The sequence below is a fragment of the Pseudomonas sp. NPDC088414 genome (assembly GCF_044753325.1).
Classification (GTDB): Bacteria; Pseudomonadota; Gammaproteobacteria; order Pseudomonadales; family Pseudomonadaceae; genus Aquipseudomonas.
The window spans coordinates 843-13,804 of record NZ_JBIVMY010000024.1 but is presented as its reverse complement, the minus strand read 5'-3'; the positions used below and the strand labels follow the sequence as shown (position 1 = coordinate 13,804).

General features: G+C 61.2%; 9 protein-coding genes, 1 pseudogene and 1 riboswitch. Of the genes and pseudogenes, 9 read left to right on the top strand and 1 reads right to left on the bottom strand.

The window, feature by feature from the left end:
• Positions 1–294 precede the first annotated feature (294 nt).
• From ACIP8I_RS19205 to astE, 7 genes are all read left to right on the top strand, one after another.
• Entirely contained in the window at positions 295–1,515 is a 1,221-nt protein-coding gene (locus ACIP8I_RS19205) for an aspartate aminotransferase family protein (protein ID WP_400763056.1), read from the top strand.
• Positions 1,516–1,717: 202 nt separating this feature from the next.
• Positions 1,718–2,737, top strand: coding sequence for an arginine/ornithine succinyltransferase subunit alpha (gene aruF, locus ACIP8I_RS19200; RefSeq protein WP_025112905.1), 1,020 nt, complete (start codon positions 1,718–1,720; stop codon positions 2,735–2,737).
• Between the two features lie 51 nt (positions 2,738–2,788).
• Entirely contained in the window at positions 2,789–3,814 is a 1,026-nt protein-coding gene (astA, locus tag ACIP8I_RS19195) for an arginine N-succinyltransferase (RefSeq protein WP_007963095.1), read from the top strand.
• The gene (gene astD / locus ACIP8I_RS19190) at positions 3,811–5,280 is read left to right on the top strand and encodes a succinylglutamate-semialdehyde dehydrogenase (RefSeq protein ID WP_400763150.1); all 1,470 of its coding nucleotides are present in this window, start codon (positions 3,811–3,813) and stop codon (positions 5,278–5,280) included. The genes astA and astD overlap by 4 nt, the downstream gene beginning before the upstream one ends.
• A gap of 162 nt (positions 5,281–5,442) precedes the next feature.
• On the top strand, positions 5,443–6,789 hold the full coding sequence (gene astB / locus ACIP8I_RS19185) for an N-succinylarginine dihydrolase (protein WP_400763053.1): 1,347 nt from the start codon (positions 5,443–5,445) through the stop codon (positions 6,787–6,789).
• A gap of 57 nt (positions 6,790–6,846) precedes the next feature.
• Positions 6,847–7,134, top strand: coding sequence for a topoisomerase II (locus ACIP8I_RS19180; RefSeq protein WP_367085429.1), 288 nt, complete (start codon positions 6,847–6,849; stop codon positions 7,132–7,134).
• Between the two features lie 12 nt (positions 7,135–7,146).
• Positions 7,147–8,157 carry a succinylglutamate desuccinylase gene (gene astE / locus ACIP8I_RS19175; RefSeq protein ID WP_007963089.1) on the top strand — a complete coding sequence of 337 codons (1,011 nt, stop codon included), beginning with the start codon at positions 7,147–7,149 and terminating at the stop codon, positions 8,155–8,157.
• Between the two features lie 155 nt (positions 8,158–8,312).
• Here astE and ACIP8I_RS19170 read toward each other — a convergent pair whose 3' ends face one another.
• The gene (locus ACIP8I_RS19170) at positions 8,313–8,822 is read right to left on the bottom strand and encodes a 6,7-dimethyl-8-ribityllumazine synthase (RefSeq protein WP_400763051.1); all 510 of its coding nucleotides are present in this window, start codon (positions 8,820–8,822) and stop codon (positions 8,313–8,315) included.
• Between the two features lie 101 nt (positions 8,823–8,923).
• Positions 8,924–9,095: riboswitch (FMN riboswitch) on the bottom strand.
• 223 nt (positions 9,096–9,318) lie between these two features.
• Here ACIP8I_RS19170 and ltaE point away from each other — a divergent pair.
• Together ltaE and alaS are read left to right on the top strand one after the other, a co-directional pair.
• Complete coding sequence (ltaE, locus tag ACIP8I_RS19165) at positions 9,319–10,323, top strand: low-specificity L-threonine aldolase (protein ID WP_400763049.1); 1,005 nt, start codon at positions 9,319–9,321, stop codon at positions 10,321–10,323.
• Between the two features lie 146 nt (positions 10,324–10,469).
• Positions 10,470–12,962, top strand: a pseudogene (alaS, locus tag ACIP8I_RS19160) (alanine--tRNA ligase); the annotation flags it as partial.

Sequence of the window (12,962 nt, the reverse complement as noted above, 5' to 3'; positions counted from 1 at the left end):
GCCTGGAAAAGGTCAGTAGCAAACACCAGCCATTGATTCGATGTGCGGTACATATATACCGCACGCCACAAAACTCTCTTGATTAAGATCCCCGGTACGTCTGCGCAAATGACGGCGTGCAGTTTAAACTGCGCCTTTGCGACGCTATATGTCGCATTGCCGTAAACCCGGGAAAATCCGGGGTTTGCGCTATAAGAAGTTGTCGCTTGGCGGCAAGGCCGGGCTGAAAACTGTCCTTACAATCCCCCCATCGCTCGCCAGTTTCAGGCGGGTGTTCCTCTTCAGGAGACTCCGATGTCCGTTGAGCACGCTGCGGTACAACGCGCCGATTTCGACCAGGTAATGGTTCCCAACTACGCGCCTGCCGCTTTCATTCCGGTGCGTGGCGCCGGTTCCCGCGTCTGGGACCAGAGCGGTCGCGAGCTGATCGACTTCGCCGGCGGGATTGCCGTAAACGTATTGGGCCATGCGCACCCGGCGCTGGTCGGTGCCTTGACCGAGCAGGCGAACAAGCTGTGGCACGTATCCAACGTGTTCACCAACGAGCCGGCCCTGCGCCTGGCGCACAAGCTGATCGACGCCACGTTCGCCGAGCGCGTGTTCTTCTGCAACTCCGGCGCCGAGGCCAACGAGGCCGCGTTCAAGCTGGCCCGTCGCGTGGCGTTCGACCGTTTCGGCAGCGAGAAGTACGAGATCATCGCCGCGCTCAACAGCTTCCACGGTCGTACCCTGTTCACCGTCAACGTCGGTGGCCAGTCGAAGTACTCCGACGGTTTCGGTCCGAAAATCACCGGTATCACTCACGTTCCTTACAACGATCTGGCCGCGCTGAAAGCGGCGGTTTCCGACAAGACCTGTGCGGTCGTGCTCGAACCGATCCAGGGCGAGGGCGGTGTGCTGCCGGCCGAACTGGCTTACCTGCAAGGTGCCCGTGAACTGTGCGACGCGCACAACGCGCTGCTGGTGTTCGACGAAGTGCAGACCGGCATGGGCCGTACCGGTCACCTGTTCGCCTACCAGCATTACGGCGTGACCCCGGACATCCTGACCAGCGCCAAGAGCCTGGGCGGTGGTTTCCCGATCGCCGCGATGCTGACCACTGAAGCGCTGGCCAAACATCTGGTCGTCGGCACCCACGGCACTACTTACGGCGGCAACCCGCTGGCGTGTGCTGTCGCCGAAGCGGTGATCGACGTGATCAACACCCCTGAAGTGCTGAACGGCGTCAACGCCAAGCACGACAAGTTCAAGACCCGCCTGCAGCAGATCGGTGAGAAATACGGCCTTTTCACTCAGGTGCGTGGCCTCGGTCTGTTGATCGGTTGCGTGCTGAGCGATGCCTGGAAAGGCAAGGCCAAGGACATCTTCAACGCCGCCGAAAAAGAAGGCCTGATGATTCTGCAGGCCGGCCCGGACGTGATCCGTTTCGCCCCGAGTCTGGTGGTGGAAGACGCCGATATCGATGCCGGTCTGGACCGCTTCGAACGCGCGGCTGCTGCACTGACGCAAGCCTGATAGACCCTTCGGCGCCTGAGTTTCTCGGGCGTCGATCAAAATTTTATGCCGGACCCGATCCACTGTAGGAGTGAGCCTGCTCGCGATTGCGGTATGTCAGTCGACTCATTGGTTTCTGACAGACCGCAATCGCGAGCAGGCTCACTCCTACAAGGTCCGGTGTTTTTTCTTCTGTAAATTTATAAGAGAAAGGAGTGACACCATGCTGGTGATGCGCCCTGCGCAAATGGCTGATCTGGGCGAGGTACAGCGTCTGGCTGCGGACAGTCCGATTGGTGTCACTTCCTTGCCGGATGACGTGGAACGTCTGAGCGACAAGATCGCTGCGAGCGAAGCCTCGTTTGCCGCCGAAGTGAGTTTCAACGGTGAAGAGAGCTACTTCTTCGTCCTCGAAGACACCGCCACCGGCAAACTGGTCGGCTGCTCGGCGATCGTTGCCTCGGCCGGTTACTCGGAGCCGTTCTACAGCTTCCGCAACGAGACCTTCGTCCACGCCTCCCGCGAGCTGAAGATCCACAACAAGATCCACGTGCTCTCGCAATGCCACGACCTGACCGGCAACAGCTTGCTGACCAGTTTCTACGTGCAGCGTGAGCTGGTGGGGTCGCCGTGGGCCGAGCTCAACTCCCGTGGCCGCTTGCTGTTCGTCGCCAGCCATCCGGAGCGTTTCGCCGATTCGGTGGTGACCGAGATCGTCGGCTACAGCGACGAAAACGGCGACTCGCCATTCTGGGACGCAATCGGTCGCAACTTCTTCGACCTCAACTACGCCGAGGCCGAGCGTCTGTGTGGCCTGAAGAGCCGCACGTTCCTCGCCGAACTGATGCCGCATTACCCGATCTACGTGCCGCTGCTGCCGGATTCCGCTCAGGAAGCGATGGGCCAGGTGCACCCGCGTGCGCAGATCACCTTCGACATCCTGATGCGCGAAGGCTTCGAGACCGATCACTACATCGACATTTTCGACGGTGGCCCGACCCTGCATGCGCGTGTTTCGGGGATCCGTTCGATCGCCCAGAGCCGCGTGGTGCCGGTGAAGATCGGCGAGCCGGTCAAAGGTGCCGGGCGCCAGTATCTGGTGGCCAACGCGCAGTTGCAGGATTACCGCGCGGTGCTGCTGGAACTGGATTACGCGCCGGGCAAACCGGTGACCCTGGATCTGGAAGCAGCCGAAGCCCTGGGCGTCGGTGAAGGTGCCAGCGTGCGCCTGGTGGCGGTTTAACGCCTTAGCGAGTTTCACGGGTGGCGAAGGCGGCCCGTTTGAGGAGATAGCATGATTGTTCGTCCCGTACGCAGCAGCGATTTATCCGCGCTGATCGACCTGGCCCGCAGCACCGGCACCGGCCTGACCACCTTGCCGGCCAACGAAGAACGCCTGACTCACCGGGTCGGCTGGGCCGAGAAGACCTTTCGCGGCGAAGCCGGCCGCGGCGATGCGGACTACCTGTTCGTGCTCGAAGACGACAACGGTCGCGTGGTGGGGATTTCCGCCATCGCCGGTGCCGTGGGCATGCGCGAGCCGTGGTACAACTTCCGCGTCGGCCTGACCGTCAGCGCCTCGCAAGAGCTGAACATCTATCGCGAGATTCCGACGCTGTTCCTCGCCAACGACCTGACCGGCAACTCCGAGCTGTGCTCGCTGTTCCTGCACGCCGATTACCGCAGCGGTCTGAACGGCCGCATGCTGTCCAAGGCGCGCATGCTGTTCATCGCCGAGTTCCCGGAGCTGTTCGGCAACAAGATCATCGCCGAGATGCGTGGCGTCTCCGATGAGGCGGGTCGTTCGCCGTTCTGGGAAAGCCTCGGTCGGCACTTCTTCAAGATGGAATTCAGCCAGGCCGATTACCTGACCGGCGTTGGCAACAAGGCGTTCATCGCCGAACTGATGCCGAAGTTCCCGCTGTACACCTGCTTCCTGTCGCCGGATGCGCGCAACGTCATCGGTCAAGTACACCCCGACACCGAGCCGGCGCTGGCGATGCTCAAGAGCGAAGGTTTCAGCTATCAAGGCTACGTCGATATCTTCGACGCCGGCCCGGCCATCGAATGCGAAACCAGCAAGATCCGCGCAGTCCGCGACAGCGAAGCGCTGGTGCTGGCGATTGGTACGCCGGGCGATGACGCCACGCCGTTCATCATCCATAACCGCAAGCGCGAAGACTGCCGCATCACTGCTGCGCCGGCCCGTCTGGCTGCCGGCACGCTGGTGGTCGATCCGCTGACCGCCAAACGTCTTCAACTCAACGCCGGTGATCAAGTGCGCGCCGTAGCGTTGTCCGCTGCTCGGGAGTCGAAATAATGAATTCGCTATACATCGCAGGTGAATGGCTGGCCGGTCAGGGTGAAGCCTTTCAGTCGCTGAACCCGGTGACCCAGCAAGTGCTGTGGTCGGGGGAGGGTGCGACTGCCGCTCAGGTCGAGTCCGCCGTGCAGGCAGCGCGTCAGGCCTTTCCGGGATGGGCGCGGCGTTCGCTGGACGAGCGCATCAGCGTGCTCGAAGCCTTCGCCGCCACCCTGAAAAACCACAGTGACGAACTGGCCCGCACCATCGGTGAGGAAACCGGCAAACCGTTGTGGGAAGCCGCGACCGAAGTCACCAGCATGGTCAACAAGATCGCGATCTCGGTGCAGAGCTACCGCGAACGTACCGGCGAGAAGAGCGGCCCGCTGGGCGACGCCACCGCCGTACTGCGCCACAAGCCACATGGTGTGGTGGCGGTATTCGGCCCTTACAACTTCCCCGGCCATTTGCCGAACGGCCACATCGTGCCGGCGCTGCTGGCCGGTAACAGCGTGCTGTTCAAGCCAAGCGAGCTGACGCCGAAAGTCGCCGAGCTGACGGTCAAGTGCTGGATCGAAGCCGGTCTGCCGGCCGGCGTGTTGAACCTGCTGCAAGGCGCTCGCGAAACCGGTATCGCGCTGGCGGCGAACCCGGGCATCGACGGTCTGTTCTTCACCGGTTCCAGCCGCACCGGCAATCACCTGCATCAGCAATTTGCCGGGCGTCCGGACAAGATTCTTGCGCTGGAAATGGGCGGCAACAATCCGCTGGTAGTTGATGAAGTGGCTGATCTGGACGCAGCGGTGTACACGATCATTCAGTCGGCTTTCATCTCCGCCGGTCAGCGCTGCACCTGTGCCCGTCGTCTGCTGGTGCCGCAAGGCGCGTGGGGCGACAGCCTGCTCAAGCGTCTGGTGGAAGTCAGCGCGACCATCGAAGTCGGTGCGTTCGATCAGCAGCCGGCGCCGTTCATGGGCTCGGTGATTTCCCTTGGCGCGGCGAAAGCGCTGATGGACGCTCAAGAACATCTGTTGGCTAACGGCGCGGTGTCGCTGTTGGCGATGACTCAGCCGCAAGCGCAATCGGCGTTGCTGACTCCGGGCATTCTGGATGTGACCGCCGTGGCTGAGCGTCCAGACGAAGAACTGTTCGGCCCGTTGCTGCAAGTGATTCGCTACGCCGATTTTGCTGCGGCGATCGCTGAGGCCAACGACACCGCTTATGGCCTGGCGGCTGGTTTGCTGTCGGATTCCGAAGATCGTTATCAGCAGTTCTGGCTGGAAAGCCGCGCCGGTATCGTCAACTGGAACAAACAGCTGACCGGTGCCGCGAGCAGCGCGCCGTTCGGCGGTGTCGGCGCTTCGGGCAACCATCGCGCCAGCGCCTACTACGCGGCGGATTACTGCGCATACCCGGTGGCCTCGCTGGAAACGCCGAGCCTGACGCTGCCGGCGGCCCTGACGCCTGGCGTGAAAATGGCGTGATGCCTATCGCTGGCAAGCCAGCTCCCACAGGATCGCAGGCGTTCACACATTTTGTGTACGACGCGATCACTGTGGGAGCTGGCTTGCCAGCGATGGCCGCGCCGCGGTCTTAAAGAATAGTTACTGAAGCCTATAACAACAGATTCTCGTGGAGCCTCGCTGATGAAATCCTATGAAGTCAATTTTGACGGTCTAGTGGGGCCGACCCATAACTACGGTGGTCTGTCCTACGGCAACGTTGCGTCCCAGAGCAACAGCCAGCAGTCTTCGAACCCGAAAGAAGCGGCGCTGCAAGGTCTGGCGAAAATGAAAGCGCTGATGGAAATGGGCTTTCAGCAAGGCGTGCTGGCGCCGCAGGAGCGTCCGGACGTGGCCGCGTTGCGCCGTCTGGGTTTCAGCGGCACCGACGCGCAAGTGATCGAGCGCGCCGCGAAAGAAGCCATGCCGTTGCTGGTTGCCAGTTGCTCGGCATCGAGCATGTGGGTGGCCAACGCCGCCACCGTCAGCCCGAGTGCCGACACCGCTGATGGTCGTGTGCATTTCACCGCCGCCAACCTCAATTGCAAATACCACCGCAGCATCGAACACCCGACCACCAGCCGCGTGCTCGGCGCGATGTTCGCCGATCAACAGCACTTCGCCCACCACCCCGCGTTGCCGGCGGTGGCGCAGTTCGGTGACGAAGGCGCGGCCAACCACACGCGTTTCTGCCGTGAATACGGCGAGGCCGGCGTCGAGTTCTTCGTGTTCGGGCGCAGTGCGTTCGACACCCGTTACCCGGCGCCGCAGAAGTACCCGGCGCGCCAGACCCTGGAAGCGTCGCAAGCGGTAGCGCGGCTGCACGGTCTGCGTGACGAGGGCGTGGTTTACGCCCAGCAGAACCCGGCGGTGATCGACCAAGGCGTGTTCCACAACGACGTGATCGCGGTGGGTAACGGCGAGGTGCTGTTCTATCATGAGGACGCGTTCCTCGACACCGAGCAGATGCTGGCCGAGCTGCAGGGCAAACTGGCCAAGGTTGGCGGCAAGTTCCAGTCGGTCTGCGTGCCGCGTTCGGCGGTCACCGTCGACGACGCGGTGCGCTCCTATCTGTTCAACAGTCAGTTGCTGTCGCGTCCGGATGGCTCGATGCTGCTGATCGTGCCGGAAGAATGCCGGGGCAACGAGCGCGTGTGGAACTACCTGCAAGGTCTGACCAGCTCCGGCGGCCTGATCCGTGAAGTCAAAGTCTTCGACCTCAAGCAAAGCATGCAGAACGGCGGTGGCCCGGCGTGCCTGCGACTGCGCGTCGCGCTCAACGAAACCGAGCTGGCGGCCGTCAACCCAGGGGTTATCATGACGGCCCCGTTGTACGGTTCGTTGACCGCATGGGTTGAAAAGCACTACCGCGACCGCCTGAGCGAAAGCGATCTGGCGGACCCGCAGTTGCTGCTTGAATGCCGGACGGCACTGGATGAACTGACGCAAATCCTTAAACTGGGCGCGGTTTATCCCTTCCAGATCAATTGATGGCCGGCGCGTTGCCTGAACACGGCGCGCGGCTTGTCTCCCCAAGAGAGTAAAAACATGAGCGATTCCCTGCAGCTGATCCTTGAAGACACCGACGGCAAGCAACTGGAAACTTCCTGCACCCGCGTCGCGGTCATGTGGCAAGGCAGAGAGCTGTGGATCCAGCAGGACGGCCGTGGCCAACTGTTGATCGGCGTGGATGTCGAAGAAGGCGACGAAGAGTACGCCAACCTGCTGCTGCGCCCATTGGCAACTAATCTGGTAAGTCTGCAACTGGAAATGGAACCGGCTGAAGTCGGCGACGAAGACCACGTGCACGGCCCGGATTGCAACCACGATCACTAAGGAAACCGCTCTATGCTCGCCCTCGGCAAACTGCTTGAACTGACCCTCGCCGGCCGCGAACCGGCGGAGAAGACTCAACTGACTGTCGAAGGCGTGCGCATGCGCTGGTTGAGCGAGGGTGCGCTGGAAGTGCGGCCACCCGAAGCGCGCGACAATGGCCTGGACCTGCTGCTGTCGGCAGGCATCCACGGCAATGAAACAGCGCCGATCGAGTTGCTCGACCGGCTGCTGCATGACATCGCTCGCGGCGATCTGAAGCCGCGCGCACGCATTCTGTTCCTGTTCGGCAACCCGGAAGCGATCCGCAAGGGCGAGCGCTTCGTCGAGCAGGACGTCAATCGGCTGTTCAACGGCCGTCATGAACAAACCAGCGGTTCCGAAGCCATCCGCGCCTGTGAGCTGGAACGCCTGGCGGCAAGTTTCTTCAGCCTGCCGGACCGTCAGCGTTTGCACTACGACCTGCACACCGCCATTCGTGGTTCGAAGATCGAGCAGTTCGCGCTGTACCCATGGAAGGACGGTCGTCAGCATTCGCGCCGCGAACTGGCACGTCTGCGTGCCGCCGGGATGGAAGCGGTGCTGCTGCAGAACAAACCGTCGATCGTCTTCAGCTCGTACACCTACGACAAGCTCGGCGCCGAGGCTTTCACTCTGGAATTGGGCAAGGCGCGACCGTTCGGACAGAACGAAGGGGTGGATGTGTCGCGGCTGGAAACCCGCCTGAAGCAGATCATCGAGGGCAATGAGCCGGATCTGGCGGCAGAGGGGCTGGATGGTTTGCAGCTGTTCAGCGTCGCCCGGGAAATCATCAAGCACAGCGATGCGTTCCGCCTGAACCTGCCGGCGGACATCGAAAACTTTTCCGAGCTGGATGTGGGTTATGTGCTGGCCGAAGACCTGGCCAATACCCGCTGGATCATCGAGGAAGAGGGCGCGCGGATCATTTTCCCTAATCCCAAGGTCAAGAACGGCTTGCGTGCGGGCATCCTGATCGTACCGACCACCGACGAACATCTCGCCTGACCCGATTTTCGGTCTGATATATGACCCTGTGGGAGCGAGCTTGCTCGCGAATGCAATCTGGCATACAACATTTGAGTTGGCTGTCAGTCCGCTTTCGCGAGCAAGCTCGCTCCCACAGGGGAATGAGTGAGACCAAAAGCCTCACTCATGGGCTATCAGACCGCTACAGCTCGCGGCTCTGTGCGACGCAACGCACGAACCTTCTGCAACGTATCCGCGCAAGTGCGCGCCGCTTCCTGACCCTTGTGCACGAAGTGTTCGAAGAAGAACTTCTGATGTTCGTCACCGGCATGGAAGTGGTGCGGGGTCAGGGACACCGAGAACACCGGCACTTCGGTTTCCAGCTGCACCTGCATCAGGCCGCTGACCACTGACTGGGCGACGAACTCGTGACGGTAGATACCGCCGTCCACCACCAGGGCTGCGGCGACGATACCGGCGTAACGACCGGTCTTGGCCAGCAACTTGGCGTGCAGAGGCATTTCAAAGGCGCCGCCGACTTCGAAGAAGTCGATGTCCGATTCCTGATAACCCTGAGCGAGCATTTCGGCGACGAAGCCCTTACGGCTCTGGTCGACGATTTCCTTGTGCCAGCAGGCCTGGATGAACGCAACGCGCTCGCCGTGAGGGTGTTTGCTTTTGCTGTCGATAGCGGTGGGTTGCATGTTCTGACTCCTGTTTGTGTGAAAAACAGGGCGTTATGAATCGAAAGGGATTCAAGGGTACGCGCGAGCACAGCAGTGCGCAGGCGGCCCTTTGGCGTCAATCCCGTTCTCTCTTCATCCGGACTATGACCGTCGGCCCCGGAATCACACCGGGTCTGCTGACCTTGTCGCCGATCACAGCCTTTGCCGTGCGCGTCGCCAAGCGCTCGCGGGCTATGCGCATTGCGCGCAATTACCGCCGGTGGGGAATTGCACCCCGCCCTGAGAACGTTTTTGCCGCCCTTTGTCGGGCGGCGCAGCGTTTTTATCACATATTTTCCGGCCTTGCACAGAACCATGTGGGAGCGGGCTTGTTCCGGGCGGCGTTCCCACAGGGTTGTGCCCTCTCAAGGAATAAGTGCCTTTTTACTCGCTCAAGGGTTGATTAATCCGCGCCATGACCGCAGTAATTCACCTTCGAAAAGGGATTTCCCCTGCTGACTCCGAGGCCAGGTTCATGAGCGTTATCGATCTTCGCAGCGACACCGTCACCCAACCGACTCCTGCCATGCTCGACGCGATGACTGCGGCGGCCACCGGTGACGATGTGTACGGCGAAGATCCGACGGTCAATCGTCTGGAGGCGGAATTGGCAAAGCGTCTGGGTTTCGCCGCCGCGCTGTTCGTGCCGACCGGCACCATGAGCAATCTGCTGGGACTGATGGCGCACTGCGAACGTGGCGACGAATACATCGTCGGCCAGCAGGCGCACACCTATAAGTACGAAGGCGGTGGCGCGGCGGTACTCGGTTCGATCCAGCCGCAACCGCTGGAGTTGCAGGCCGACGGTTCGCTGGACCTGGATCAGGTCGCTGCGGCGATCAAGCTCGATGACTTCCACTTCGCCCGTACCCGGCTGCTGGCGCTGGAAAACACCATGCAGGGTAAAGTGCTGCCGCTGGAGTATCTGGCCCGAGCGCGCCGCTTCACTCAGGATAAAGGCTTGCAACTGCATCTCGACGGCGCGCGCCTTTACAACGCCGCGGTCAAGCTGGGCGTCGATGCACGGGAAATCACTCAGTACTTTGATTCGGTGTCCGTGTGCCTGTCCAAAGGCCTTGGCGCGCCGGTCGGTTCGGTGCTGTGTGGCACTGAGCAACTGATTGGCAAGGCCCGCCGCCTGCGCAAAATGGTCGGCGGCGGCATGCGTCAGGCCGGGTTGCTGGCAGCGGCGGGGCTGTATGCGCTGGATCACCACGTCGAGCGCCTGGCGGATGACCATGCCAACGCGCAGTTTTTGGCCGAAGGCTTGCGCGAAGCCGGGTTCAGCGTCGAGCCGGTGCAGACCAACATGGTTTACGTGCAAATGGGCGATCAGGCTGAAGCGCTCAAGGCGTTTGCCGCCGAACGCGGGATCAAGTTGAGCGCCGCGGCGCGCTTGCGCATGGTCACGCACATGGACGTCAGTCGCTCGCAAATCGAGCAAGTGATCGCGACATTCGTCGAGTTTTCGCGCAAGTGACAGCGTTAGCCGTCCAATTGACCGTTACTATCGTATAAACACGCTGTACCCCGCGCGAAGGGCCGATATAATGCGGCCCTTTGCCGTCGTTTCGTCTGTTGACGTTTCGTACAGGCCTTTGGCCGCAGCCTCCGTGGAAGAACCTAATGAAAAGCGCAGAAATCCGTGAAGCCTTCCTTCGCTTCTTCGAAGAGCAAGGCCACACCCGTGTAGCCTCCAGCTCTTTGATTCCGGGCAACGACCCAACCCTGCTGTTCACCAACGCGGGGATGAACCAGTTCAAGGACTGCTTCCTGGGCCAGGAAAAGCGCGCGTACACCCGCGCAACCAGTAGCCAGAAGTGCGTGCGTGCCGGTGGCAAGAACAGCGACCTGGAAAACGTCGGTTATACCGCTCGTCACCACACCTTCTTCGAAATGCTCGGTAACTTCAGCTTCGGTGACTATTTCAAGCACGACGCGATTACCTTCGCCTGGACCTTCCTGACCGGCGTTCTGAAACTGCCGAAGGAAAAACTCTGGGTCACCGTCTACGCCTCCGACGACGAAGCGTATGACATCTGGACCAAAGAAATCGGCGTGCCGGTGGAGCGCATGATCCGCATCGGCGACAACAAAGGTGCGCCTTACGCGTCCGACAACTTCTGGACCATGGGCGATACCGGCCCGTGCGGCCCGTGCACCGAGATTTTCTACGATCACGGCGACCACATCTGGGGCGGCCCACCGGGTTCGCCGGAAGAAGACGGCGACCGTTACATCGAGATCTGGAACAACGTGTTCATGCAGTTCAACCGCACCGCCGATGGCGTGTTGCATCCGTTGCCAGCGCCGTCGGTCGACACCGGCATGGGCCTGGAGCGGATCAGTGCGGTGATGCAGCACGTCAATTCCAACTACGACATTGACCTGTTCAAGAACCTGCTCAAAGCCTCGGCTGAAGCGATCGGCTGCGAAAATGGCGACCAGTCGTCGCTGAAAGTGGTGTCCGACCACATCCGTTCCTGCGGTTTCCTGATCGCCGACGGCGTGCTGCCGTCCAACGAAGGTCGCGGCTACGTGCTGCGTCGGATCATTCGTCGCGCCTGCCGTCACGGCAACAAGCTGGGCGCTACCGGCAGCTTCTTCTACAAGATCGTGGCTGCGCTGGTCGCCGAGATGGGCGAAGCCTTCCCGGAACTGCAGAAGCAGCAGAGCAACATCGAGCGCGTACTCAAGGCTGAAGAAGAGCAGTTCTCCAAGACCCTGGAGCACGGCCTGAAGATCCTCGAACAGGATCTGCTGGAACTCAAAGGCACCGTAGTGCCGGGCGACGTGGTGTTCAAACTCTACGACACCTACGGTTTCCCGATGGATCTTACGGCTGACATCGCTCGCGAGCGCGGCCTGACCGTCGACGAGGTCGGCTTTGAACGTGAAATGGAAGCCCAGCGTGTTCGTGCGCGTTCCGCCAGCTCGTTCGGTCTGGACTACAACACCCTGGTCAAGGTTGATGTGGCCACCGAGTTCACCGGCTACAAAGACACCAGTGGTTCGGCAAAAATCGTCGCCATCTATAAAGATGGCCAGTCGGTCGACGTCTTGAATGAAGGCGAAGAGGCGGTGATCGTGCTGAACCAGACGCCGTTCTACGCTGAATCCGGCGGCCAGATCGGCGACTGCGGTTTCCTTCAAGCGGGTAGCGCACGTTTCGACGTCCGTGATACCACCAAGACCGGCGGCGCGTTCCTGCACCACGGCGTGCTGGATTCCGGCAGCCTGACCATTGGCGCGCCAGTGGAAACCCACGTCGATGCCGAGGTGCGTCACGCGACTTCGCTGAACCACTCGGCCACGCACTTGTTGCACGCTGCGCTGCGTCAGGTACTGGGCGAGCACGTTCAGCAGAAGGGTTCGTTGGTGGATAGCCAGCGTCTGCGCTTCGACTTCAGCCACTTTGAAGCGATCAAGCCTGAGCAGATCAAGGCGCTGGAAGACATCGTCAACGCCGAGATCCGCAAGAACTCCGCGGTTGAAACCGAAGAGACCGACATCGAAACCGCCAAGCAGAAAGGCGCGATGGCGCTGTTCGGCGAGAAGTACGGCGACAGCGTGCGCGTGCTGAGCATGGGCGGCGATTTCTCCGTCGAGCTGTGTGGCGGTATCCACGCCAACCGTACCGGCGACATCGGCCTGCTGAAAATCATCAGTGAAGGCGGTGTGGCATCGGGCGTGCGTCGTATCGAAGCAGTCACCGGTGCTGCGGCACTGGCCTACTTGAACGCTGCTGAAGAACAACTCAAGGAAGCGGCCAACCTGGTCAAGGGCAGCCGCGACAATCTGATCGACAAGCTGTCGGCTGTGCTGGAGCGCAACCGCGCGCTGGAAAAGCAACTCGAGCAGTTGCAGGCCAAGGCCGCCAGCGCCGCGGGCGACGATCTGTCGAACTCGGCAGTCGACGTCAAAGGCGTGAAGGTTCTGGCCGCACGTCTGGATGGTCAGGACGGCAAGGCGCTGCTGGCGCTGGTCGATCAGCTGAAAAACAAACTCGGCCGCGCAGTGATCCTGCTCGGCAGTGTCCATGAGGAAAAGGTCGTACTGGTTGCAGGCGTGACCTAGGTCCTGTCTGGCCAACTCAAAGCAGGTGTTTTTATTTTACAG